Here is a 22,379-nt window from a genome sequence, read left to right on the forward strand (position 1 = left end):
GTATGAAGTCCTTTCGTAACATCCGCGTCATTCCGGTCGTCCTGGTTGCGGTCGCAGGTCTCGCCACGCTGAAGGTGGCGGGCCTCGTGATCAATGGCGGCTATGTCTTCGACTACCAGCCGAACCATGTGAAGAAGTCCTGGGCGCAGGAGAATTTGAATTTTCCCGGGGGCGAAGACCCTGACATCACCGGCTCGACGCACGGAGCGCCGAAGGAAGCTCCGAAGCCGGCCGCCCCCGAGACCAAGCTCGAGGGCACCCCGGTCAAGATGGACGAGGCCCAGTCGCAGGTCTCGGCCTCGGAGCGCGCGATCCTTGAGCGGTTGCAGGCGCGCCGCCAGGAGATCGAGTCCCGCCAGCGCGAGATCGATATTCGCGAGAGCCTCTTGAAGTCGGCCGAGAAGCGCATCGAGAACAAGGTCGAGGAGATGAAGGCGGTGGAGTCCCGCATCACCGCGACCCAGGCCGAGCAGAAAGCCGCGGAGGCCCAGCGCTTGAAGGGCCTCGTGACCATGTATGAGGGCATGAAGCCCAAGGACGCCGCGCGGGTGTTCGACCGGCTGGAAATGGGCGTGCTGATCGAGATCGCCTCGGCGATCGCCCCGCGAAAGATGTCCGATATCCTGGGCCTGATGTCGTCGGAAGCCGCCGAGCGGCTGACGGTCGAGATGGCCCGCCGCGCCAATGGAGGCGGGGATCAGGCTGCCTCCGCCGGCGATCTCCCCAAGATCGACGGCAAGCCGACGCAAAAGCCGAATTGAGGGCTCAAGAGGCGCGGCGCGCGGCGGCAACCTGCGTGCACGCGGCGGACGCGTTGCGTGTCTAATTCGCGACCCGCTGTTGACCCTTGCGACCAGTCGAGCTCAGCGGATTCTCGACAGGAAGGAGGGACTCGCAGTGTTGCTTGATCAGCGCTGCGTTCTCAACGCGAGTCACGAGATGCAGGGTGCTGTGGCAGCAGGGGCATTCATATACCTTTAGGGCATAGCCCCGCGCGATTGGAAAGACGGCTACGACCGCTCTGGCCCTGCTACACACAATGCAGTTGGCTTCTCCGCTCATTGATTGCCCCCCAAGCTGACCAATCGAATTCGAATCGCCGTGATCACATCTGATTCAGAGTCGTTGATGGACCGCAACGTCTCGGGGGTTGTACGTGCGCAGCACGTCTACTCGCGTTTCGGCTGCAGCGAGAACAAGCGGCATCTTCTGAGGCTGCGATGAGTTGACGCGCACAAATGTGAAGTGGAGTACAGTGGGGCTGAAGAGTTCGTCCTAGGCTTCGGCCATTCGCAATCGGCAGCGCGGGAGGAAGCCATGAACTACTCGTCCGCAGCAGAACGCGCAATCGAAGCCGCCAATCGGCTGCTCATCGCGGCGATGACGTTTGCCTGGACGTCCGCGCTGAGCCACCAGCATATATTGCCGCCGCAAGAGGAAGATGGCGACACCGACGATGATGCTTGTCTCGAGCGGGAGAGCTCCTCTGCGCCGGATGGCGCGGAAAAGCAACATTGAAGCTGCGGTCGGCTTGCAGGCGTCAACTCCTCCTTAACCACTTGCTCGCCAGATTCTGGGCGCGAACGTCTCGGTCCACGAACAAGGCGTCGCGACACATTGTGCCGGATCAAGTCGTCATTACAGCATTAACAAGTCCTTAATTGGCAAAACCTACAGTCGACGGCACGGGCCGGCGCCAGTGCCGGCATGGACCGCCGAACCGGAAGAAGTGCCGCCAATGGCGCGAGAGGCTGCCGCTGGATTGATGTCGCGAGCCCGCGCTTTGGCGCTGGGGCTGTCGCGTCATGTCCGCAAGGCTGTCTTGTTGGCGGCCTGTCTGCTGATCGGCCTTGATAATGGTGCCCGAGCTGCCGATGCGGTCCGGGGCGAGGCGAGCTTTTCAGCTGGCGGCGGCTTCGCCCGTCTCGTGATCAAGCTCGGCGAGGACGTTCCCTCCGAGGTCACGACCGCCGGCTCCATCCTCATCATCCGCTTTGACCGTCCCGTCGACGTTCCCGTCGACCGCGTGCCGGAAGGCGCACCCGATTACGTCAACTCCGCCCGCCGAGACCCCGACGGCAGCGCGATCCGGCTGTCGCTGGCGCGGCGCGTCACCGTCAACACCATGAATGCCGGCGAGCGTACTTTTATCGATCTGATGCCGGAAGGCTGGAAGGGGCCGCCACCGAGCCTGCCCCAGGAGGTGGTCAAGGAACTCGCCGAACGCGCGCGCGCTGCCGAGCGCGCGCTGCGCGCCCAGCGCGCTGCGGCCGAGAGCAAGAAGCGGCCACCGATCCGCGTGCGCGCCTCGGTGCAGCCGACCTTCGTGCGCTTCGTGTTCGAGATGCCCGACGGCGTCGGCGTCTCCTCCGTGCTCAACGAGCAGAAGCTGACGCTCGCCTTCAACGCCAATCTCAGCTTCGACCTCGCCGATGCCGTCGTCGCCGCGCCGCCGAATGTCGCGTCGATCAAACAGAAGTCCGACATCGACCAGACCAGCGTCGAGATCGCGCTGATCGGCGATTCCGACGTGCACTCCTTCCGCGACGACAAGAACTACGTCGTCGACATCGCGTTCCAGCCCGACAAGGGCAAGGCGGCGGCGACGCCTGAAGCCACGATCGCAAAGGCCGAATCCGGCGGTCACGGACCGGCGCCGACCGCTGAAAAGCCGGCGGTCGCAAAGCCGAAGGACGCCCATGGCGAGATCAAGCCGCCGACCTCGGAGGCGATCGCGCGCGAAGCCAGGATTGAGGTGAAGCCCGAGGTGAAATCGGAGGCGAAGCCGGAAGCATCCGCTGCGATGCCGTCCGCCGAGGCGCCAAAGCCGGCACCGGCAATAACCTCGACCGAAGCTCCGCACGTCACGGAAGCGCCCAAGACCGCGCCGCCCGCAATGGAAGCCGCCGCGCCTGCTGCTCCTGCCAAGCCGGTAGTAACCGAAGCGCCCAACGAGGTGGTGAAGGAAGCTGCGAAGGAGCCGGTCAAGGAAGAGCCTAAGGAAGCGATCAAGGAAGCTCCGAAGGAAGGGCCCAAGCCTGCGCCCGCTGAGGCTCAGGCCGCGCCGCCGCCTCCTATTGCCAGCGTCGATGCGCGCCGCGACAGCGATGGCCTGCGCGTGACATTCCCGATTCCTGTCGCAACGCCGGCGGCCGCGTTCCGCCGCGGCGACACGGTATGGCTGGTGTTCGATTCGCCAAAGCCGATCGACATCGAGGCGATCCGCAGCCGGGGTGGTGCGATGATCGGCGAGGTCAGTCGCATGCCGCTCGAGAAGGGGCAGGCGGTACGCATCCGTCTCACCCGGCCGCTGGTCTATTCGCTGACCAGCGAGGAGGTCGGCAAGGAGACCAACTGGCTGCTGACGCTCGCCGACAAGATCCAGGCAACGCCGCTGCCGCTGCTGATCTCGCGCAACATCACCGATCCCGCGCTCGCCAACATCGCCATCCCCTTTGCCAATCCGGGCCTGCTGCACAAGCTCACCGACCCTGATGCCGGCGACATGCTCTACGTCGTCACCGCGCAACGGCCGGTCCGCGGCTTCATCAAGCGGCAGGATCTCGTCGATCTCTCGCTGCTGGAATCCGCGCATGGCATCGCGATCCGGCCGAACTCCGACGAAGTCGGCATCGAGGTCGGATCGGACAAGGTCATCCTCGGCAAGAAGGGCGGCCTGACGCTGTCGCCGGTCGACGTTTCGGCCGAGCGGGCACCGACTGCGGTGCGGCCGATCTTCAATCCCGAGGGCTGGCGCAAGGGCCAGGCGGAAGATTTCTGGACCCGCCAAAGCGATCTGATCACGGCGATCTCGGCCGTCGAGCCGGCGCAGCGTTCGCTGCCGCGGCTCGATCTCGCCCAGTTCTACATGTCGCGCGCGATGTATCACGAAGCCAAGTCCGTGACCGAATTGATGCTGAGCGATCCTCTCAACAAGGAGGAGAGCAGCGCGCTGATCATGCATGCGATCGCCAGCATTCTGATCGGCCGGCCGGCGCTGGGCCTGAAGGATCTCGCCAATCCAGTGATCGGCAACAGCCACGATTCCCAGCTCTGGAAGGCGCTCGCCTATGCGCGCCAGGGCAAATGGGCGGACGCCCGCGAAAAATTCAAGAATGTCGAATTCGCCATCGCCTCGCTGCCGCTCGACATCCAGCGCATCGTGACGATGGATGCGATGCGCGCCTCGCTCGAGGTGAAGGACTATGCCGGCGCCTCGAAGCGCCGCGGCGAGATGGAGGTTGTCGGCGTCTCGCCGGAGGCTGGGCCCGGCTTTGCCGTGCTGCGCGGCCGGCTCGCCGAGGCGCTCGGCCACGACAGGGATGCGCTCGACGATTACAAATTCGCGGTCGCATCGAATGACCGGCCGGCCGCCGCCGAAGCCAAGCAGCTCGAAATCGCGCTGCGGCAGAAGCGTGACGAGATCAGCAAGGAAGACGCGCTGAAAGAGCTAGAGACGCTGTCGATGACCTGGCGCGGCGACGCGATCGAGGTCAAGACGCTGCAGATGCTGTCGCAGCTTTATTCCGAGAACGGACGCTATCGCGATGCGCTCACCGCGGCGCGTACCGCGACCAAGCTGCAGCCGAACGCGGAAGCCTCGCGCCAGGCGCAGGATCTGGCGTCGGATCTGTTTACGCAGATCTTCCTGGGGCCGAAGGGCGACGAACTGCCGCCGGTCGAGGCGCTCGGGATGTTCTACGAGTTCCGCGAGCTGACGCCGATCGGCCGCCGCGGTGACGAGCTGATCCGCCGCCTGGCCGATCGTCTCGCCTCGATCGATCTGCTCGACCAGGCCGCCGAGCTCTTGCAATACCAGGTCGACCACCGTCTCGAAGGCGCCGCGCGCGCGCAGGTCGCCGCGCGCCTTGCGATGATCTATCTCGCCAACCGCAAGCCCGACATGGCGATCACCGCGCTGCGCGCCAGCCGCATCAGCGATCTCTCCGGCGAGTTGCGGCAGCAGCGCCTGCTCTTGGAAGCGCGCGCGCAGAGCGACGTCGGCCGCCATGATCTCGCGCTCGACATCGTCTCCAACGTCAGTGGGCGTGAGGTGCTGCGGCTGCGGTCCGACATCTTCTGGGCGGGGCGACGCTGGCGCGAGTCCGCCGAGCAGATCGAGCTCTATTACGGCGACCGCTTCCGCGACTTCAAGCCGCTCAATGCGGTGGAGAAGAGTGACATCATCCGTGCCGCGGTCGGCTATGCGCTCGCCGACGACTCGATCGGGCTGTCGCGCTTCCGCGAGAAATATGCCCCCCTGATGAGCGAGAGCGCCGACCGGCTCGCCTTCGACATCGCCAGCAAGCCGGCGGGCGCCTCCAGCGCCGAATTCGCCGACATTGCAAAGCTCGCTGCAAGCGTCGACACGCTCGACGGCTTCCTCCGCGAAATGAAGCAGCGTTTCCCCGACGCCACCGCGCGCGCCCCCGCCGCCCCGCAGGCCAAGGACGAGACCGATCATACCGGCTCGCTGCCGACGATCCCCGTCGTGCGGCAGATCAAGATGACGCGGTAGGACCCCTGCTTCCGCGCGAAGCGCGGCCGGGACAGCGCCGCATCCTCCGTCATTGCGAGCGCAGCGAAGCAATCCAGAATCTTTCCGCGGTGGGATTCTGGATTGCTTCGTCGCAAGGGCTCCTCGCAATGACGGGGAGAGGGCGGAGGCTATCTATCGTCGGGGCAGAGGGGATGCGCCGCTGGCGTCATCACCCCCCGTAACTCTGCACCAGGCTTCCCGCCACCAGCGACCAGCCGTCGACCAGCACGAAGAAGATCAGTTTGAACGGCAGCGAGATCGTCGCGGGCGGCAGCATCATCATGCCCATCGACATCAGCACCGAGGCGACGACGAGATCGATGATCAGGAACGGTAGGAACAGCAGGAAACCGATCTCGAAGGCGCGCTTCAGCTCGGAGATCATGAAGGCAGGGACGAGGATGCGCAGGGCGAGCTCGTCGGGCGTCGCCGGCGGTGGCTCGCCGGAGAGATCGAGAAACAGCTTCAGGTCCTTCTCGCGCACGTTCTTCTGCATGAAGCCGCGCAAGGGGACGGAGGCGCGCTGGAGCGCGTCCTCGACGCCGATCTGGTTGGCGACGAGCGGACGGATGCCGTCGTCGTAGGATTTTTGCAGCACCGGCCCCATCACGAAGAAGGTGAGGAACATCGCCAGCGCCAGGATCACCGAGTTGGGCGGCGCGGTCGCCGTGCCCATCGCTGTGCGCAGCAGCGACAGCACGACCACGATGCGCGTGAACGACGTCATCATGATCAGGATCGACGGCGCGATCGACAGCACCGTGAGCAGCGCGATCAGCTGGATCGCGCGCTCGGTGACCCCGCCGCCGCCAGCACCGCCGCCGCCGAGATTGATGCTGATGTCCTGCGCATGCGCAGGGGAGGCAAGCAAACCCGTGGCGAGCAAGGCCGCGGCGATCAGGACAGAGGGGACAAGAACTCTACGCGGGAAGGACGTCAGCCTCACGAAGACGGCTTCGGACGGCCGAGCAGCGAGGCCATCTCGTCTTCGAGATTTTCAAAGCTGGTCTTTTCCGGAGCCGGCCTGGCCGGCGGCGCCGGAGGGGCCGGCGGATCGACCCGTGCGGCGCGCGGCGGCGCGGCGGGCGGATCCGGCGCAACCGGTGGGGCGATGGTCTCGCCGGCCGGACGACGGAGCGCCGCCTCGAGGCGCTGGGCCATCTCGGCGAGATTTTGCTCGGCACTCGACGGCGCGGCAGCAGCGGCCGGCGGCGGGACGGGCGGTGCCTGCGGCACGGGCGGAGGAGGAGGCGGCGGCGCGGCTGCGCGCTCGGCGCGCACCGGCGGCACCTTCGCCGGCTCGTTCTGGCGCGGCGGGCGCGGCATCAGCGGCGGTTCGCTACGCGCAACGCGCGGCGGCATCGGCTCGGGGCGGGGCTCACGCTCGAGACGCGGCGGCATCGGTTCGGGCGAAAAGCCGCCGAGCGCCGGTTCGCCACGGCGTTCGGCCAGAGCGGGCGCCGGCCGGCGGACTTCGTCGGCAAAGGACGGACGTGCGGGCCGCGGCGGCGGCTCGGGCATTTGCGGCTCGGGATGGTCGAGCACCTCGGGTCGCGGCGCTTCGTCGGCCCAGCTGCCGGCATCGGGCATCGGGGCGAGGCGCGGCGGCTCGGCCGCGCTGGGACGCTGCGGAATCTGGTCGCGGCCGGCTGCGGCGCGCACGATATTCGGTTCGACGACGATGTCGGTCGGGCCGCCGATCATCAGGAGATGTTCGACATTGTCACGGCGCACCAGCACGAGGCGCCGGCGGCCATCGACCGCGGCCGCGTCGATCACCGCAAGCCGTGGCATCCTGCCGCGCTGGGTGTTGGCGCCGAGCCGGGTGGTCGCGAATCGGCGGACCAGCCACGCCGCGACGCCGATCAACGCCAGAACGACGATGAACGCGACGATGAAGGTGATAGGGCTACCGTTCATACCTGTCCCCGGTAAATGGCGCTTCTCTCGTGCCTATGGTCGGATGCGCCGACCACCGGCGTGCGATGCCCCAAAACTGTGATCTCTTAACGTCCCACGGCAAGCTTTGCCGTCCCCAAGTCTTAATAACCTATGAATCGCCCGATCCAAAACGACTTCTTGGCCTGCGCAGGGCCGCCAGGCGGTTGGGTTAATGCGGCTTTTGGAATGGGTAGAATCACGGGGGACCGTTGCATGTCTCAATCAGAAACATGCATCCGCCACGCCTTAACCACCTGTTAACCATACACGCGGCAAATTCTGCCTAGCTTCGGACCTCAGGGTCTGCAAGAGGCGCAAGGAGCCGCAACGATGTCCATCAACGATCTTCCGGTGCTGTCGGCGCTTCGCACCAAGATGCAGTGGCACCAGGAACGCCAGCGCGTCCTGTCCGAGAACGTCTCCAATTCCGATACCCCCAATTTCCGGCCGCGCGAGCTGGTCGAGCCGAAATTCGACAAGACCGGCGCCCCGGCGGGCTCGATCGGGCCGCTCGCCATGGCCGTCACCAGCGCCTCGCACATGACGTCATCGGGCTCGGCCTCGAGCTTCGACCAGAACAAGAATGCGGGCTTCGAGACCCGTCCTGCGGGCAATGCCGTCAATCTCGAAGAGGAGATGATGAAGTCCGCCAACAACCAGATGGATTATGCGGCGGTCACCTCGCTCTATTCGAAGAGCCTGCATCTTCTGAAGACCGCGATCGGCAAGGGCTAGAGCTAGGAGAGGCGCAACATGGCGAATGACAGCAGCGACTTTGCCCGCTCGATGGCGATCGCGACCTCCGGGTTGCGGGCGCAGGCCGGGCGAATGCGGGTGATCTCGGAAAACATCGCGAATGCGGACTCGACCGCGCCGACCGCAGGCGGCGATCCCTATCGGCGCAAGGTGCCGACATTCTCCGCGGCGCTCGACCGCACGCTCGACGCGCAGGTCGTCACGCTCGGCAAGATCAAGCCCGACCAGTCCAACTTCCGCGTCAAATACGAGCCGAGCAATCCGGCGGCGGATGCCACCGGCAACGTCAAATATCCCAACGTGAATTCGGTGGTCGAGATGACCGACATGCGCGATGCGCAGCGGTCCTACGAGGCCAATGTCAACATCATCAGTGCAACGCGCCGGATGATCCAGCGCACGCTCGACATCCTCAAGAGCTGAACAGGAAACCCCAGGCCATGGCAACACCGACAATCGCGGCCAATGCTTATGCCAACCTTGCCCGCGTGCTGGAAAACAGCGGCGCCGGCAAGGGCAGCGAGGCGAGCGGGCAGTCCTTTGCCTCGCTGCTGAAAGACGCCGTTGGCAGCGTCATGGAATCCGGCCGCAAATCGGACGCGCAGACCGTGGCGATGGCCTCCGGCAAGGCCAACGTGATGGACGTGGTGACGGCGGTCGCCGACACGGACGTTGCGGTGTCCACGCTGGTCTCGGTCCGCGACCGCGTGATCGCGGCGTATGAAGACATCATGAAGATGCCGATCTGATTTCGGCCTCCGCCGTCATTGCGAGCGAAGCGAAGCAATCCAGAATCTTTCCGCAGGCACCAGTCTGGATTGCTTCGCTGCGCTCGCAATGACGGGGAGGGGTGTGTGGTTCTCGTCGGTGCGGCGGGGATGAAGCTTGAATAAGGGAATTCTGCAATGACCGGACCCGAGACCCTCGACGTCGCCCGCGATGCGATCTGGACCATCGTCATCGTGTCCTCGCCGCTGATGGTGGTCGGGCTCGTGGTCGGCGTGATCGTGTCGCTGTTCCAGGCGCTGACGCAGATTCAGGAGCAGACGCTGGTCTACGTGCCGAAGATCCTGGCCATCTTTGCCACGATGCTGCTGGCGCTACCGTTCATGGCCGACGCGCTTCATTCCCACATGCTGCGGATCTCGTCGCGAATCATCGGCGGCTGAGGCACTATGCGCCCACCATGCGCATCGACGTCTCGTTGCTGCCGGCGCTTGCCGCGGCCTTCATGCTCGCCTTCGCCCGGGTCGGCGCGATGGTGATGCTGCTGCCGGGGCTCGGCGAGACCAACATCCCGATGCGGGTGAAGCTGTCGATCGCGCTTCTGCTGACGCTGATCATCCTGCCGCTGCATCGCAATGCCTATCAGGTCGACATGGGCTCGCTCGCGCCGATGCTGGTGCTGATGCTGCATGAGATCGTGATCGGCATCGTGCTCGGCGCAACCGCGCGCGTGACGCTGTCGGCGCTGCAGGTCGCAGGCGCCGTGATCGCGCAGCAGATGGGACTTGGCTTCGTCACCTCGGTCGATCCGACGCAAGGGCAGCAGGGCGTTCTGGTCGGCAATTTCCTCACCATGCTGGGTGTCACGCTGCTGTTCGCCACCGACAGCCATCACCTGGTGATCGCGGCGCTGAACGACAGCTACGCGATCTTCGCGCCGGGCGAGACCGTATCGAGCGGCGACGTCGCTTCGCTCGCCACGCGGGCCTTCTCCGCCGCATTCCTGCTCGGCCTGCAGCTTTCCGGCCCGTTCCTGGTGTTCGGCCTCGTCTTCAATATCGGGCTCGGCGTGCTGGCGCGGCTGATGCCGCAGATGCAGGTCTATTTCGTCGGCGTGCCGCTATCGATCTTCGCGGGCTTCATGGTGCTCGCCGTGGTGCTCACGGCGATGATGGGCACCTATCTCGACTACTTCATCGGTGTCATGCACCAGATGATGCCGCTCAAGTAACTGGTAACGGGTGATCGATGGCGGAAGACAACGATCCAGAGAGCCAAACAGAAGACCCGACCCAAAAACGTCTCGAAGAGGCGCTCGAACGCGGCGACGTCGCCAAAAGCCAGGAGATCAACACCTGGTTCATGATCGCGGGCGGCACGCTCGTGGTCTCGACCTTCTCCGGCTCGGTCGGCAGCGGGCTGCTGACGCCGATGCGCAATCTGCTCGCCAATTCCTGGATGATCAAAACCGACCCCGGGAACCTGCTCGTGCTGATGCAGCAGGTCGAAGTCGCGGTGTTCGCGGCGGTCGGCGTGCCCCTGCTGATGCTGGTGCTGGCTGCGATTGCCGGCAATATGCTCCAGCACCGGCTGGTGTGGTCGGCCGAATCTCTCACGCCGAAATTCAGCAAGCTCTCACCCGCTGCCGGCTTCAAGCGCATCTTCGGCAAGCAGGCGGGAGCCAATTTTCTCAAGGGCATCGGCAAGCTCGTCGTGCTCGGCGTGGTCATGACCACGATCCTGTGGCCGGAACGGCACCGCATGGAGGCGATGGTCAAGCTCGATCCGATGGCCATGCTGGGCGCCACCACCGGCCTGACCGTCCATCTGCTCGGCGCAGTGGTCGCCGCGCTCGCGATCATCGCCATTGGCGACTATTTCTTCCAGTATCGCAGCTGGTTCCAGCGGCAGAAGATGTCGCTCCAGGAGATCAAGGAGGAGTTCAAGCAGTCCGAAGGCGACCCGCATATCAAGGGCAAGCTCAGGCAATTGCGCCAGCAGCGCTCCAAGAAGCGCATGATGGCGGCGGTTCCCAAGGCCTCCGTGATCATCACCAACCCGACCCACTATTCGGTGGCGCTGTCCTACGAGCGCGGCATGTCGGCGCCGATCTGCGTCGCCAAGGGCGTCGACAACCTCGCTTTCAAGATCCGGGAGATCGCGCGCGAGCACGACATCCCGATCGTCGAGAACGTGCCGCTGGCCCGCGCGCTGTACGCCACCGCCGAAATCGACAAGGAAATTCCTGTCGAGCACTACCATGCGGTCGCCGAAGTCATCGGCTACGTCATCCGGCTGAAGCGCGGTTTCAGTGCCGCGCGGCAATAAAACCCCGAAAAGTACCGGAAATGGCTGTAAACTGGGAATCAGCGTACGTTTCGCCGCTGCCGCCCTTGCGTCCGCGGGTCCGATTCAGGCAGGGAGGACCCCACGTGCCCCGTGGCGCGTTGATTCTCTGTCGACAGGCCATGCCAGCGTGAAATGACTGCCGAGACCGACCACGACCTGTCACGCGAGCCCGTTGCGGCGCATGAGCCGTCGCCGCGCTCGGGCAGCATTGCGCTGGTGCTCCTGGTGGCCACCGGCCTCGTCGCGGTCGCCATCGGGCTGATGACGCTCGGGCGCGCGCAGGCGCAGCCCTATATCCTCGGGATCCTCGCCGTGCTGGCGATGATCGGCCTGTTCAATCTGTTCGCCTTCGCCGCCGGCATCATCCGCTTCGTCGACCGCAATCTCGACGATCCCGTGATGGGGCGTATCGCCGATCACGCCTTCGACGGCCTCGCGGTGACCGATCCGCGTGGCCACGTGGTCTATTCCAACGCGGCCTATCTGACGCTGACCGGCGCCTCCGGTCCGCAGGATGTGCGCCCCGTGGAGCGCGTCTTCATCGGCAACCCGGACGTTTCGGAAGCCGTGTTCCGCCTGCTCAAGGCCGCGCGCGAAGGCAAGCGTCAGCAGGAAGAGGTGCGCATCTCCGGCCACGACGGTAGCCAGGGCCGCTGGCTGCGCATGCGGGTGCGCCCGCTCGGCACGGGCAAGCGCGAAGCCAAATATGCGGTGTGGTCGATCGCCGACATCACCCGCGACCGCGAGCGCCAGGAGGACGTGTTCCAGGAGCTCCAGCACGCGATCGAATATCTCGATCACGCGCCGTGCGGCTTCTTCTCGGTCAATCCCGCCAGCGAGCTCGCTTACGTCAATGCGACGCTGGCGAACTGGCTCGACTATGATCTCGCCGAGATCGGCTCCGGCGGGCTGAAGCTCGCCGACATCGTCTCCGGCGACGGCGCTTCGCTGCTGAGCTCGATCGTGGCGGTGCCGGGCGAGGTGAAGACCGAAGTCTTCGACATCGATCTGCGGATGCGCACCGGCAAGACCATGCCGGTGCGGCTCTACCACAAGCTCGCGTTCGGCGCCGACGGCGCGCCGGGGCCCTCGCGCACGCTCGTCATCAGCCGTGCCCGCGACGAGCGCAGCGATCCGGACCGCGCCGCCGAAGTGCGCTTCATGCGCTTCTTCGATCACACGCCGATGGCGATCGCCACCGTGGACCGCGGCGGCAACGTGGTGCGGGCCAATGCGCGCTACGCCAAGCTCGCGCAGGCCCTCGGGCTCGACAGCGCCAGCAAGTCGATCTTCCGCGCGATCAATGCGCGCGATCGCCACCTTTTGATTGCAGCCATCAACCAGGCCGCCGAAAACCAGGCCGACATCGCGCCAGTCGAGGTGGCGCTGGAAGGGACCAAGGAGCGCTGGGGCCAGTTCTTCGTCACGCCGGTCGATGCGGCCGAGAACGACGCCGAAGCCGCGATCGTGCACATGCTCGAGACCACCGAGCGGCGCGCGCTGGAGAACCAGATCAACCAGTCGCAGAAGATGGAGACGGTCGGCCAGCTCGCCGGTGGCATCGCGCACGACTTCAACAACGTGCTCTCCGCCATCATGATGGCGAACGACTTCCTGCTGAACGCGCACAAGCCGACCGATCCGTCGTTCCAGGACATCATGCAGATCAAGCAGAACGCCACGCGTGCTGCGACGCTGGTGCGGCAGCTGCTCGCGTTCTCGCGGCGGCAGACGCTGCGGCCGCAGGTGCTCGATCTCGGCGATGCGTTGTCCGATCTCACCATGCTGCTGCGCCGGCTGATCGGCGAGAAGGTCAAGCTCGACCTGATCCACGGCCGCGATCTCTGGCCGGTCAAGGTCGATGTCTCCCAGTTCGAGCAGGTCATCGTCAATCTCGCGGTGAATGCGCGCGACGCCATGCCCGACGGCGGCAAGCTGATCATCCGCACCGCCAATGTCGCGACCGATGAGGCGGGCAAGCTCGCCTACAAGGGCATGCCGGCGGCGGACTACGTACGGATCGAGGTCGCCGACACCGGCACCGGCATCCCCGCCGACATCCGCGACAAGATTTTTGAGCCGTTCTTCTCGACCAAGGAAGTCGGCAAGGGCACCGGCCTCGGGTTGTCCACCGTCTACGGTATCGTCAAGCAGACCGGCGGCTTCATCTACGTCGATTCCCAGCCGGGGCAGGGCACTTCGTTCCACATCTTCCTGCCGCGCCATCATGCCGAGCCGGACGTGCAGGTCGAGCAGCCGCCGGCGGCGAATGGTGTTGCGAAGGACGCCGCGCCTGCAGCGACGGAGGCGAAGCCGCGCACCGATCTCACCGGGCAGGGCACCATCCTGCTGGTCGAGGACGAAGAGGGCCTGCGCGCATTGAACGCCCGCGGCCTGCGCTCGCGCGGCTACACCGTGGTCGAGGCCGAGAACGGCGTCGAGGCGATGGAGATGCTGGAGGAGCAGAGCGGCGGCATCGATCTCGTCGTCTCCGACGTCGTGATGCCGGAGATGGACGGGCCGACGCTGCTCAAGGCGATGCGGGAGAAGAACCCCGATATCCGCTTCATCTTCGTCTCCGGCTATGCCGAGGATGCCTTCGAGAAGAGCCTGCCCGAGGGACAGCAGTTCGACTTCCTGCCAAAACCGTTCACGCTCAGCCAGCTCGTGGCGGCGGTGAAGGAGACGATGACGAAGCAGGGGTGAGCGCGGCACGGCGCGCCAGTCCGCATTTCTTGCTTCGCTGTGCTTGCCTCGCGAAACCGCCGGTACCCGGCGACCACAGTTCCCGTCCGCGTCAGGCCAAACCCCCGTCAAATATGGGCTTTTGCCACATCCCCGCGACTGAGGGCCGCAGCCGGGGGTTCCGAAACCGGCTTCCCTTTTGCTAAAGGGTGCCCATCTTACTGGCACGTCCCCATGCCGGGGATTTGGGAAACGAACATGAATTTCTCGCAATGGTCCCGCACTCTCGTGAAGACGATTGCCGTCGTTCTGGCGCTCGCGCTGCCGACGGCGCTTGCGATCTCCTCCGCTGACGCCCGCGTCGGCGGTGGCGTCTCGTCGGGCTCGCGCGGTTCGCGGACCTTCTCCGCCCCGCCGTCGACCACGACCGCGCCGGGCTCCACCTCACAGTTCAACCGCACCTACAGCCAGCCCGGCGCCGGCATGAACACGGCTGCGCCCGCGCGCGGCGGCCTGTTCGGCCGCGGCGGTGGCTTCCTGGGTGGTCTTGCGGCCGGCTTCCTCGGCGCAGGCCTTCTGGGCATGCTGTTCGGCGGCGGCCTGTTCGGCGGCCTCGGCGGGCTGTCATCGATTCTTGGCCTGATCATCCAGATCGTGCTCGTCGTGTTCGTGGTGCGGCTGGCGATGTCCTGGTGGCAGCGCCGCAACGCGCCGCAGGCAGCCTATGCCGGCGCTGACACCGGCCCGGGACCGCAGACGAGCTATCGCAGCGGTCTTGGCGGCGGTCTTGGTTCGGGTCTCGGCGGCGGCTTCGGCTTCGGCGCCAACAATGCGCCGCTCGAGATCAAGCCGGACGATTACGAAGCATTTGAGCGTCTGCTCGGCGACGTCCAGGCCGCCTGGTCGAACGAGGACGTTGCAAAACTGCATACGCTGGCGACGCCGGAGATGGTCTCCTATTTCGAGCGGGATCTCGCCGAGAACCGCGCGCGCAACGCCGTGAACAAGGTGACCAACGTCAAGCTGCTGCAGGGCGACCTCGCGGAAGCCTGGCGCGAAGGCGAGACCGAGTACGCGACCGTGGCGTTGCGCTTTGCGCTCACCGACAAGACGGTCGACCGCAACACCGGCGCGCTCGTCGCCGGCAGCGAGCAGCCGGGCGAAGTCACCGAAGTCTGGACCTTTGCTCGCCGCCCTGGCAGCGCCTGGGAATTGTCGGCGATCCAGCAGACCAACTGATCGCGCGCAACATCGGAAACCAGGGCGTCGTGCTTCTTGCACGGCGCCTTTTTCTTTGGACGTCTCGCATCGCGGTAGCGGAATAAGCGGGCGCGCGTCGGGTTGACATCAGGCGGCCAAATACAAACACAACCGGGAGGACAGGATGATTCGCACCGCAAGATCCGTGACAATGTCAGGCCTCGCGCTCGCTGCAGCCTTGCTTGCGGCGCCATCGGTACAAGCGCAGTCGCCCGACATGACGTTCTTCGTGACCTCCATCGGTCCCGGCAAGGGCGCCGATCTGGGCGGCCTTGATGGCGCAGATGCGCAGTGCCAGAAGCTGGCGCAGGTTGGCGGTGCCGCTGCAAAAACTTGGCGCGCCTATCTCTCGACACAAGCCGCCGACGGCAAGCCGGCTGTCAATGCCAAAGACCGCATCGGCAAGGGACCGTGGCAGAACGCCAAGGGCGTGGTGATTGCCAAGGACGTGGCCGACCTCCACAGCGCGGCCAACAATCTCACCAAGCAGACCGCGCTCAGCGAGAAGGGCGAGGTCATCAACGGCCGCGGCGACACGCCGAACCGGCATGACATCCTCACGGGATCGCAAGCCGACGGCACCGCCTTTGCCGCGGGCGACGACAAGACTTGCAAGAACTGGACGTCGAGCACGCAAGGCGCGGCGATCGTTGGTCATGCCGATCGCCAAGGCCTGCGCGACGACGAGCCGTCAAAGTCCTGGAATAGCTCTCACCTCTCGCGTGGCCCCGATGGAGGCTGCTCGCAGGCCGATCTGAAGAGCACCGGCGATGGCCTGCTGTATTGTTTCGCGGCGAATTGAGGCCTCCGTCATTGTGAGGAGCTCGCGACAAAATTGCGAAGCAATTTTGCGCTGATGCGACGAAGCAATCCAGCGTCCCTCCGCGATGATTGTCTGGATTTGCTTTGCGGATGTGTGGTGCGAGCGTCTCGTCCCTCTCTGACGGAACCTTCGGCTGCGTGTTACATTGGTTCCGTCGCTTCCACGCTCACGGACCCTTCTCATGAAGTACGAGCTCTACTACTGGCCCGAGATCCAGGGCCGCGGTGAATATGTGCGGCTGGCGCTGGAGGAAGCGGGCGCGGCTTACGACGACGTCGCACGCGGCCCGCGCGGCAGCGGCGCAATGATGAAGATGATGGAGGCCCACAAGGGCACGCCGCCCTTTGCGCCGCCGTTCCTGAAAGCGGGCAAGCTCGTCATCGGGCAGACCGCCAACATCCTGCTCTATCTCGGCGCCCGTCACGCCCTCGCGCCGAAGACCGATGCCGGAAAACTCTGGGTGCACCAGCTTCAATTGACCATCACCGATCTCGTGGTCGAAATCCACGACACCCATCATCCGCTCGGGCCCTCGATGTACTACGAAGACCAGAAGCCGCCGGCGAAGAAGCGCACCGCCGAGTTCTGGGACGAGCGCGTGCCGAAGTATCTCGGTTATTTCGCGCAGCTGCTCGACGACAATGGTGGCGCCTATGTCACCGGTCGGCGCCTGACTTACGTCGATCTCTCGCTGTTCCAGATCGTCGATGGCCTGCGCTATGCCTTCCCGAAGCGGATGAAGGCGTTCGAGAAAGACATTCCTGGCCTCGTCGGCCTGCACGACCGTGTCGCGGCGCGGCCGAACATCAAGGCCTATCTTGCAAGCGAGCGCCGCATTCCCTTCAACGAGCAGGGCATCTTCCGCCGTTACAAGGAGCTGGATGCGTGAATCACCACAGTCCGGGCAGCAGGCGGTAGCGCACCCGTGCCGCATAGTCGGCATAGCCGGGCAGGCCCGCGATGAGCGTGCGCTCCTCGATGCGGATGCGGACCGCAAGCAGCATCAGGAAGAGCGGCGCAATCGCCAATCCCCACCACGAGCCGAGGATCAGCGGCACGCTGGCGAAGAACAGGATCATGCCGCTGTACATGGGATGGCGGACATGGGCGTAGGGCCCGGTCGAGATCACGCGCTGCGCGCGCTCGGCCTGCAGCTTCACCACGGGTGCTGCGAACGAATTCTCGCGAAATACCCACAGCGTGAACAGTGTCGAGGCGAGGAACAGCATGAAGCCGAGTGCCTGCCATGCAATGGTCATGTGGGACGCAAGATGACGCCGGTCGAGTCCCATCGCGACGAGCCAGCCCAGCATCGCCACGACGAACACGACCATGAAGATCTTGTCCGCGGCCGGCTGATCTCTCTGCAAAACAGGCCGCAGTCGTTCGGCCAGAAGCGCCGGGTCGATCCGGTAGAGCCACCAGCCGCAGAGCGGGCCGAGCAGGACGGAGGTGAGGAGAAACACCCACGCGCCAGGCCAATGCAGCGTGCCGGCGGCGGCAAACAGCAGCGCGCCCATTCCGGCGGTGAGAACGGTGTTCTGCAACAGCAGGCGTGCGATCATGTTCGATCTGGCTCCCTCACGCGACCGAGCCATTGATAGCATTGTTTCGGCCAGCATGCGGCCGGCAGCAATCGCATGATGCAATAGGAGGCGTGCGATCAAGCGCGGTTCCCCGCCGTCCCCGCACGAATCTGGCCGCGCTATCCCGCAAGCCCGGACGCGCGAAAAGCCCGGTCAACCGGACCGGGCGATCCATCGCAGGCAAGCCGGATCAGGCGAGCTGATCGATCCGCGTGCCCTGGCCCGGCGGCAGCGGCGCAGGCGGCGTCGGCTGATAGGTCGGGTCGTTGTCCTTGGCCTTGGTCTGGTCGTCCGACTGCTTGGTCGTGTCGTAGCTCGGGACCACGACCGTCACAGGCGGCGGCGCAACGCTGGAAACGCTCATCCACAAATCCTCACAGATTGAAACAATTGATCCTGCCCCGGAGCGGACGAAAGCTCCGTCAAGCCAATCGTTAAAATGCGAAGGAAAGACGCACTGTTTTCGTGCCTGACATTGTCCTGTGTCAGGGAGAGCTCCGATCTCTCCTCGTCATTGCGAGCGCAGCGAAGCAATCCAGAATCCCTCCGAGGAAAGACTCTGGATTGCTTCGCTGCGCTCGCAATGACGGAGTGTGTGGCGGCAGCTCGACCTACTCGACCTACCCGACCTACTCGTCCTTCGGCCGCGTGATCGCGATCGCGGCATCCGTCTTGGTGCGCGTGCATTCCATGTTGAGGCGCTTGTAGCGCATCGTCACCTTGTCGCCGCGCAACAGGCCCATGCGCTTGAGGCATCGCGTCGCACCGGTCGTCGTGTCGTCCTTCGTCACAGTGAAGATAATCGCGGCCGCGGAAGCGACCAGATCATAGAACTGGGGTGTCGGCTTGCGGTCGCCCTTGGCGTAGAGCTCGTTGGAATAGGTCTGTCCCTGGGCACGGCAGCCGAGCGACAGCTCCTTCGCCGCCGGATGGGTAAGGTAGACGATGTTGGCGGCTTTGAAGTTCACCTTCAGCCCGTCGACGCCGCCGGCGAGCTGCTTGGCGATGTCGTCGCACTGGTCCGCGCGCGCAGGCACAGCGAGGGTCACCAGGCCAATGATTGCGGCGGCGAGGACAATCGCGCCGCGGAGGTGCAGTTTGAAAATCATGATGAAAAGCCCCTTGAGGGCGCGCATTCAACCGTCGCCGCGCGCGAAGTGCAAGGGGTGCAACCCGGCCTGATGGGTACAACCGTGACCACCCACTGATCGAACGAGGGGATCGCAAAATGGCCGCCATGGCACCGAATCGGGATGCCCCGGCCGCGCCAGAACGCCTTCCCTTTGCGGCAAAAAAGCTTAGAACGCTTCTATGCTGAGAGGCCCGCAAGGGCTCCAAAACCCCGAGATCGCCCCCATGAACGCTCCCACCGCCTTCCCCGACGCCTCAAAACCCGTCCCGCCCTACAAGCACACCCCGCTGTTCCCGCTGGGCAAGGACGAGACGCCCTACAAGAAGATCACGTCAGAGGGTGTCCGGGTCGAGAAGGTCTTGGGGAAGGACATGCTGGTGGTGTCGCGCGAGGCGCTGCGGGCGCTGTCGGAGGCGGCTTTCGGCGACATCAACCATTACCTGCGCCCCGGCCATCTGAAGCAGCTCCGCGCGATCCTGGAGGATGGCGAGGCGAGCCCGAACGACAAGTTCGTGGCGCTGGATTTCCTCAAGAACGCCAACATCGCGGCCGGCGGCGTGCTGCCGATGTGCCAGGACACCGGCACCGCGATCATCATGGGCAAGAAGGGCTGCAACGTCATCACCGATGGTGACGACGAGGCCGCGCTGTCGGAAGGCGCGCGCGATGCCTACCTGCGCCGCAATCTGCGCTACTCGCAGGTGGCGCCGCTCTCGATGTACGAGGAGAAGAACACCGCCAACAACATGCCCGCGCAGTGCGAGATCTACGCCGAAGGTGATGACGCCTACAAGTTCATGTTCATGGCCAAAGGCGGCGGCTCCGCCAACAAGAGCTTTCTGTTCCAGGCCACGCCTTCGGTGCTGACCAAGGACCGGCTGCTTGCCTTCCTGAAAGAGAAGATCCTCACTCTCGGCACCGCGGCGTGCCCGCCTTATCACCTTGCGATCGTGATCGGCGGCACCTCGGCCGAGCTCTGCATGAAGACGGTGAAGCTGGCGTCGGCCCGCTATCTCGATGCGCTGCCGGCCCACGGCTCGCCTGACGGCAACGCCTTCCGCGACGTCGAGATGGAGAAGGAAATCCACAAGATGACGCAAAGCCTGGGCGTGGGTGCGCAGTTCGGCGGAAAATATTTCTGCCACGACGTCCGCGTGATCCGCATGCCGCGCCATGGCGCCTCGCTGCCGATCGGGCTTGGCGTGTCCTGTTCAGCCGACCGCCAGGTGCTCGGCAAGATTACCAAGGACGGCGTCTATATCGAGGAGCTCGAGCACAACCCGGCGCAGTATCTGCCGCAGGTGGAGGAGTCGCTCGGCGGCGAGGTCGTCAAGATCGACCTCAACCAGCCGATGAAGGACATTTTGGCGACGTTCTCGAAGAACCCGATCAAGACGCGGGTCTCGATGACCGGCACCATGATCGTCGCGCGCGATAGCGCGCATGCCAAGCTGCGCGAGCGGCTGGAGAAGGGCGAGCCGCTGCCGGATTATTTCAAGAACCATCCGGTTTATTACGCGGGACCTGCCAAGACGCCCGAAGGCTACGCTTCCGGTGCATTCGGTCCGACCACTGCGGGCCGCATGGACTCCTTCGTCGACCAGTTCCAGGCCGCCGGCGGCTCGATGGTGATGGTGGCGAAAGGCAATCGCGCGCCAGCGGTGCGCGAGGCTTGCAAGAAATATGGCGGCTTCTATCTCGGCTCGATCGGCGGCGCGGCTGCGAACCTTGCCGAGCACTGCATCAAGAAGGTCGAGGTGCTCGAATATCCCGAGCTCGGCATGGAAGCGATCTGGCGCATCGAAGTCGTCGACTTCCCGGCCTTCATCATCATCGATGACAAGGGGAATGATTTCTTCAAGGAATTGAATCTGGGCTAGCTCCACTTTCCCCGGATGCTGCGCAGCGCGAAGCGGTGCGCTGCTGATCCGGGGTCCATGTGGCGCATGGGTCCCGGCTCTGCGGAGCAGCGTTACACGCTGCACCGCGCCCGGGACACGAGAGGATAAGCTTACGCCTTCGCGCCAGTGAACGGAAAACTGCCCATCGGGCCGATGCCCATTTCGCCGCTCATGCTGTCGCCGGAGACCGTTCCGATGAACTCGAGCGTTAATGGCATCGGGTTGGTGATGGAGACCTTCCAGTTGACGGCGTCACCGCTGACGGTGCCGTCGAAAATCTCGGCAGTATTGCCTTCCGCACCTTGCGTGCCCGTGAGCGTGCCGCCCGCTTCCTTCAGGCTCAGCGTCGCCTGGCGTTCGCCCATCGGCGTCGTCATGGTCAGATTCCAGTTTCCGTCCACGGCCATTCGCGTCTCCCGAACAATGTCCCGGCAGGCTGCGATGATCCGCAACCCGTCCTGGGCCGAGCCTATAGCGCAACTTGAAGCCGCCGCCTAACGCCTGCCTAATGCCGCTTGGGCGGCATTCAGGCGCGGGCGGCGGCGCGCCGGCGGCTGGTGACGACGAGCCTGAACGCCACGTATTGCACGGCAAAGGCGAGGGCCTTGGCGCCGCCCGCGACCGCAGAGATATAGAACGCCCACAGCTTCAGATCGCCGGTGGATGCGACCGCGATCGTGCCGGCGCCGAGGACGAACATCAGCGCGGCCCAGGCATAGCCCGCAGCGGTGACATATTCCGGCGCGGTCCCGACAACGATCGGCGGCATGTAGCGCAGCATCCAGCCGCGCTTGAGCATGATCGCGCCGATCGCGAAATGCGCGATCGCAGGCTTGGCCAGCATGAAGCGGGGATCGTTGGTCAGCAGCGTGACCGTGCCAAGCACGATGACGAGTGCGACGCTGGCATAGGTCATGTAGCCGAGCTCACGCCCCTTGACGCGCGCATAGATCACCTGCGCGATCGCGCCGGCAATCGCCACCGACGTCGCCAGGATGACGTTGTCGGTGACGAGATAGATCACCAGGAAGACGATGGCCGACAGGAAATCGGAGGCGAGGCGGGCGAATACGTCCTTCATTGTCGGTCCTGTCTCACTGGGCTTCGGGCAACGCGCCGGCGGGCGCACCATACTTGATCTGGCGATATTCGGGATACCACTTGGTGAAATAGATCGCGCTGTTGCGGGCTGCGAAGGCAACCGCGAGACCGAGCCACACCGGCAAGCCCGGGAAGTAGAGCAGCACGATGTTGGCGGCCATCATCAAGAGCGCGGCCGCGGTCCATGCGGCGGTGATGACGTAGTTGGCGGTGAGGAAGCCGGGCATCGCCGCGGTCTCGGCCGGCACGGATTCAACCGCGTATTGCAGTGTGAAGGGCCGGCGCGCCAGCATCGAGCCGAGCGAGATGACAAAGATGCCGATATCGACCGAAAGCCTGACGCCGAGCGTGCTGAGCGAGGGGGCGCGCAGCGCGAGGGTGAGGCCGATGCCTGCGAACAGGATCGCCGAGCCCGCGGCCAAAATCTTCACCGAGCGGCCGCAGGCCACGTCGATGGCGATGGTGGCGAGGCAGATCGCGGAGGCCACGAACACGCTGGTCGTGGCCGACGTCACCATCATCAGGACGGTGTAGACGCCATAGGGAGCAAGGATCAGGAAGATCGTCATGGTCGCCTCGG

General features: G+C 64.9%; 22 protein-coding genes. 14 read left to right on the forward strand and 8 right to left on the reverse strand.

Annotated features, from left to right (window positions below):
- Window positions 1-2: 2 nt before the first annotated feature.
- From ABIC09_RS08115 to ABIC09_RS08125, 3 genes are all read left to right on the forward strand, one after another.
- Complete coding sequence (locus ABIC09_RS08115) at window positions 3-761, forward strand: MotE family protein (RefSeq protein ID WP_148751399.1); 759 nt, start codon at window positions 3-5, stop codon at window positions 759-761.
- A 556-nt stretch (window positions 762-1,317) separates the two neighbouring features.
- Complete coding sequence (locus ABIC09_RS08120) at window positions 1,318-1,518, forward strand: hypothetical protein (RefSeq protein ID WP_354033229.1); 201 nt, start codon at window positions 1,318-1,320, stop codon at window positions 1,516-1,518.
- 220 nt (window positions 1,519-1,738) lie between these two features.
- Window positions 1,739-5,518 carry a tetratricopeptide repeat protein gene (locus ABIC09_RS08125; protein ID WP_354108953.1) on the forward strand — a complete coding sequence of 1,260 codons (3,780 nt, stop codon included), beginning with the start codon at window positions 1,739-1,741 and terminating at the stop codon, window positions 5,516-5,518.
- Between the two features lie 190 nt (window positions 5,519-5,708).
- Here the strand turns inward: ABIC09_RS08125 and fliP are convergent, their stop codons facing one another.
- Both fliP and ABIC09_RS08135 read right to left on the reverse strand, forming a co-directional pair.
- Window positions 5,709-6,485 (reverse strand): flagellar type III secretion system pore protein FliP, encoded by a 777-nt coding sequence (fliP, locus tag ABIC09_RS08130; protein ID WP_354108954.1) that lies wholly within the window; start codon window positions 6,483-6,485, stop codon window positions 5,709-5,711.
- A complete protein-coding gene (locus tag ABIC09_RS08135) occupies window positions 6,482-7,459 on the reverse strand; it encodes a flagellar biosynthetic protein FliO (protein ID WP_354108955.1) in 978 nt (325 codons plus the stop codon). The genes fliP and ABIC09_RS08135 overlap by 4 nt, the downstream gene beginning before the upstream one ends.
- Before the next feature lie 351 nt (window positions 7,460-7,810).
- Between ABIC09_RS08135 and flgB the strand changes: the two genes are divergently transcribed.
- The 10 genes from flgB to ABIC09_RS08185 all read left to right on the forward strand — a co-directional run bounded on the left by flgB (window position 7,811) and on the right by ABIC09_RS08185 (window position 16,968).
- On the forward strand, window positions 7,811-8,215 hold the full coding sequence (flgB, locus tag ABIC09_RS08140) for a flagellar basal body rod protein FlgB (protein ID WP_148751404.1): 405 nt from the start codon (window positions 7,811-7,813) through the stop codon (window positions 8,213-8,215).
- Window positions 8,216-8,233: 18 nt separating this feature from the next.
- Window positions 8,234-8,659, forward strand: coding sequence for a flagellar basal body rod protein FlgC (flgC, locus tag ABIC09_RS08145; RefSeq protein WP_148751405.1), 426 nt, complete (start codon window positions 8,234-8,236; stop codon window positions 8,657-8,659).
- A 17-nt stretch (window positions 8,660-8,676) separates the two neighbouring features.
- Window positions 8,677-8,985, forward strand: a complete 309-nt coding sequence (gene fliE, locus ABIC09_RS08150) for a flagellar hook-basal body complex protein FliE (RefSeq protein ID WP_148751406.1) — start codon at window positions 8,677-8,679, stop codon at window positions 8,983-8,985.
- Window positions 8,986-9,141: 156 nt separating this feature from the next.
- Window positions 9,142-9,405 (forward strand): flagellar biosynthesis protein FliQ, encoded by a 264-nt coding sequence (gene fliQ, locus ABIC09_RS08155; RefSeq protein ID WP_027534765.1) that lies wholly within the window; start codon window positions 9,142-9,144, stop codon window positions 9,403-9,405.
- Window positions 9,406-9,422: 17 nt separating this feature from the next.
- The gene (fliR, locus tag ABIC09_RS08160; protein ID WP_354108956.1) at window positions 9,423-10,193 is read left to right on the forward strand and encodes a flagellar biosynthetic protein FliR; all 771 of its coding nucleotides are present in this window, start codon (window positions 9,423-9,425) and stop codon (window positions 10,191-10,193) included.
- A 17-nt stretch (window positions 10,194-10,210) separates the two neighbouring features.
- Entirely contained in the window at window positions 10,211-11,290 is a 1,080-nt protein-coding gene (gene flhB / locus ABIC09_RS08165; RefSeq protein WP_354108957.1) for a flagellar biosynthesis protein FlhB, read from the forward strand.
- 153 nt (window positions 11,291-11,443) lie between these two features.
- A complete protein-coding gene (gene cckA / locus ABIC09_RS08170) occupies window positions 11,444-14,017 on the forward strand; it encodes a cell cycle histidine kinase CckA (protein ID WP_354108958.1) in 2,574 nt (857 codons plus the stop codon).
- Between the two features lie 213 nt (window positions 14,018-14,230).
- A complete protein-coding gene (locus ABIC09_RS08175; protein ID WP_354083936.1) occupies window positions 14,231-15,235 on the forward strand; it encodes a Tim44 domain-containing protein in 1,005 nt (334 codons plus the stop codon).
- Window positions 15,236-15,380: 145 nt separating this feature from the next.
- Window positions 15,381-16,058, forward strand: coding sequence for a lectin (locus ABIC09_RS08180; protein WP_354108959.1), 678 nt, complete (start codon window positions 15,381-15,383; stop codon window positions 16,056-16,058).
- A 202-nt stretch (window positions 16,059-16,260) separates the two neighbouring features.
- Window positions 16,261-16,968 (forward strand): glutathione S-transferase, encoded by a 708-nt coding sequence (locus ABIC09_RS08185; RefSeq protein ID WP_354108960.1) that lies wholly within the window; start codon window positions 16,261-16,263, stop codon window positions 16,966-16,968.
- A gap of 1 nt (window position 16,969) precedes the next feature.
- On the opposite strand, the gene ABIC09_RS08190 is transcribed toward ABIC09_RS08185, so the two are convergent.
- The 3 genes from ABIC09_RS08190 to ABIC09_RS08200 all read right to left on the reverse strand — a co-directional run bounded on the left by ABIC09_RS08190 (window position 16,970) and on the right by ABIC09_RS08200 (window position 18,774).
- A complete protein-coding gene (locus ABIC09_RS08190) occupies window positions 16,970-17,644 on the reverse strand; it encodes a methyltransferase family protein (protein ID WP_354108961.1) in 675 nt (224 codons plus the stop codon).
- A 211-nt stretch (window positions 17,645-17,855) separates the two neighbouring features.
- Window positions 17,856-18,029, reverse strand: a complete 174-nt coding sequence (locus ABIC09_RS08195) for a hypothetical protein (RefSeq protein ID WP_354108962.1) — start codon at window positions 18,027-18,029, stop codon at window positions 17,856-17,858.
- Between the two features lie 265 nt (window positions 18,030-18,294).
- On the reverse strand, window positions 18,295-18,774 hold the full coding sequence (locus ABIC09_RS08200) for a hypothetical protein (RefSeq protein ID WP_354108963.1): 480 nt from the start codon (window positions 18,772-18,774) through the stop codon (window positions 18,295-18,297).
- A 247-nt stretch (window positions 18,775-19,021) separates the two neighbouring features.
- Here ABIC09_RS08200 and ABIC09_RS08205 point away from each other — a divergent pair, with 247 nt between their 5' ends.
- Entirely contained in the window at window positions 19,022-20,677 is a 1,656-nt protein-coding gene (locus ABIC09_RS08205; RefSeq protein ID WP_354108964.1) for a fumarate hydratase, read from the forward strand.
- A gap of 131 nt (window positions 20,678-20,808) precedes the next feature.
- On the opposite strand, the gene ABIC09_RS08210 is transcribed toward ABIC09_RS08205, so the two are convergent.
- The 3 genes from ABIC09_RS08210 to ABIC09_RS08220 all read right to left on the reverse strand — a co-directional run bounded on the left by ABIC09_RS08210 (window position 20,809) and on the right by ABIC09_RS08220 (window position 22,368).
- Complete coding sequence (locus tag ABIC09_RS08210) at window positions 20,809-21,105, reverse strand: hypothetical protein (protein WP_148751416.1); 297 nt, start codon at window positions 21,103-21,105, stop codon at window positions 20,809-20,811.
- Window positions 21,106-21,224: 119 nt separating this feature from the next.
- Complete coding sequence (locus tag ABIC09_RS08215) at window positions 21,225-21,779, reverse strand: inner membrane-spanning protein YciB (protein WP_354108965.1); 555 nt, start codon at window positions 21,777-21,779, stop codon at window positions 21,225-21,227.
- A 13-nt stretch (window positions 21,780-21,792) separates the two neighbouring features.
- Window positions 21,793-22,368 carry a hypothetical protein gene (locus tag ABIC09_RS08220; RefSeq protein WP_354033241.1) on the reverse strand — a complete coding sequence of 192 codons (576 nt, stop codon included), beginning with the start codon at window positions 22,366-22,368 and terminating at the stop codon, window positions 21,793-21,795.
- Between the last annotated feature and the right edge of the window lie 11 nt (window positions 22,369-22,379).

This window comes from Bradyrhizobium sp. S3.12.5 (genome assembly GCF_040548225.1).
In the GTDB taxonomy this organism is placed as follows: Bacteria; Pseudomonadota; Alphaproteobacteria; order Rhizobiales; family Xanthobacteraceae; genus Bradyrhizobium; species Bradyrhizobium cytisi.

What these genes read in the sequence shown, in the direction of transcription:
- ABIC09_RS08115 (WP_148751399.1), top strand. Translation starts at nt 3, where the DNA reads ATGAAGTCCTTTCGTAACATCCGCGTCATTCCGGTCGTCCTGGTTGCG.
- ABIC09_RS08120 (WP_354033229.1), top strand. Translation starts at nt 1,318, where the DNA reads ATGAACTACTCGTCCGCAGCAGAACGCGCAATCGAAGCCGCCAATCGG.
- ABIC09_RS08125 (WP_354108953.1), top strand. Translation starts at nt 1,739, where the DNA reads ATGGCGCGAGAGGCTGCCGCTGGATTGATGTCGCGAGCCCGCGCTTTG.
- ABIC09_RS08135 (WP_354108955.1), bottom strand. Translation starts at nt 7,459, where the DNA reads ATGAACGGTAGCCCTATCACCTTCATCGTCGCGTTCATCGTCGTTCTG.
- flgB (WP_148751404.1), top strand. Translation starts at nt 7,811, where the DNA reads ATGTCCATCAACGATCTTCCGGTGCTGTCGGCGCTTCGCACCAAGATG.
- flgC (WP_148751405.1), top strand. Translation starts at nt 8,234, where the DNA reads ATGGCGAATGACAGCAGCGACTTTGCCCGCTCGATGGCGATCGCGACC.
- fliE (WP_148751406.1), top strand. Translation starts at nt 8,677, where the DNA reads ATGGCAACACCGACAATCGCGGCCAATGCTTATGCCAACCTTGCCCGC.
- fliQ (WP_027534765.1), top strand. Translation starts at nt 9,142, where the DNA reads ATGACCGGACCCGAGACCCTCGACGTCGCCCGCGATGCGATCTGGACC.
- fliR (WP_354108956.1), top strand. Translation starts at nt 9,423, where the DNA reads ATGCGCATCGACGTCTCGTTGCTGCCGGCGCTTGCCGCGGCCTTCATG.
- flhB (WP_354108957.1), top strand. Translation starts at nt 10,211, where the DNA reads ATGGCGGAAGACAACGATCCAGAGAGCCAAACAGAAGACCCGACCCAA.
- cckA (WP_354108958.1), top strand. Translation starts at nt 11,444, where the DNA reads ATGACTGCCGAGACCGACCACGACCTGTCACGCGAGCCCGTTGCGGCG.
- ABIC09_RS08175 (WP_354083936.1), top strand. Translation starts at nt 14,231, where the DNA reads ATGCCGGGGATTTGGGAAACGAACATGAATTTCTCGCAATGGTCCCGC.
- ABIC09_RS08180 (WP_354108959.1), top strand. Translation starts at nt 15,381, where the DNA reads ATGATTCGCACCGCAAGATCCGTGACAATGTCAGGCCTCGCGCTCGCT.
- ABIC09_RS08185 (WP_354108960.1), top strand. Translation starts at nt 16,261, where the DNA reads ATGAAGTACGAGCTCTACTACTGGCCCGAGATCCAGGGCCGCGGTGAA.
- ABIC09_RS08190 (WP_354108961.1), bottom strand. Translation starts at nt 17,644, where the DNA reads ATGATCGCACGCCTGCTGTTGCAGAACACCGTTCTCACCGCCGGAATG.
- ABIC09_RS08195 (WP_354108962.1), bottom strand. Translation starts at nt 18,029, where the DNA reads ATGAGCGTTTCCAGCGTTGCGCCGCCGCCTGTGACGGTCGTGGTCCCG.
- ABIC09_RS08200 (WP_354108963.1), bottom strand. Translation starts at nt 18,774, where the DNA reads ATGATTTTCAAACTGCACCTCCGCGGCGCGATTGTCCTCGCCGCCGCA.
- ABIC09_RS08205 (WP_354108964.1), top strand. Translation starts at nt 19,022, where the DNA reads ATGAACGCTCCCACCGCCTTCCCCGACGCCTCAAAACCCGTCCCGCCC.
- ABIC09_RS08210 (WP_148751416.1), bottom strand. Translation starts at nt 21,105, where the DNA reads ATGGCCGTGGACGGAAACTGGAATCTGACCATGACGACGCCGATGGGC.
- ABIC09_RS08215 (WP_354108965.1), bottom strand. Translation starts at nt 21,779, where the DNA reads ATGAAGGACGTATTCGCCCGCCTCGCCTCCGATTTCCTGTCGGCCATC.
- ABIC09_RS08220 (WP_354033241.1), bottom strand. Translation starts at nt 22,368, where the DNA reads ATGACGATCTTCCTGATCCTTGCTCCCTATGGCGTCTACACCGTCCTG.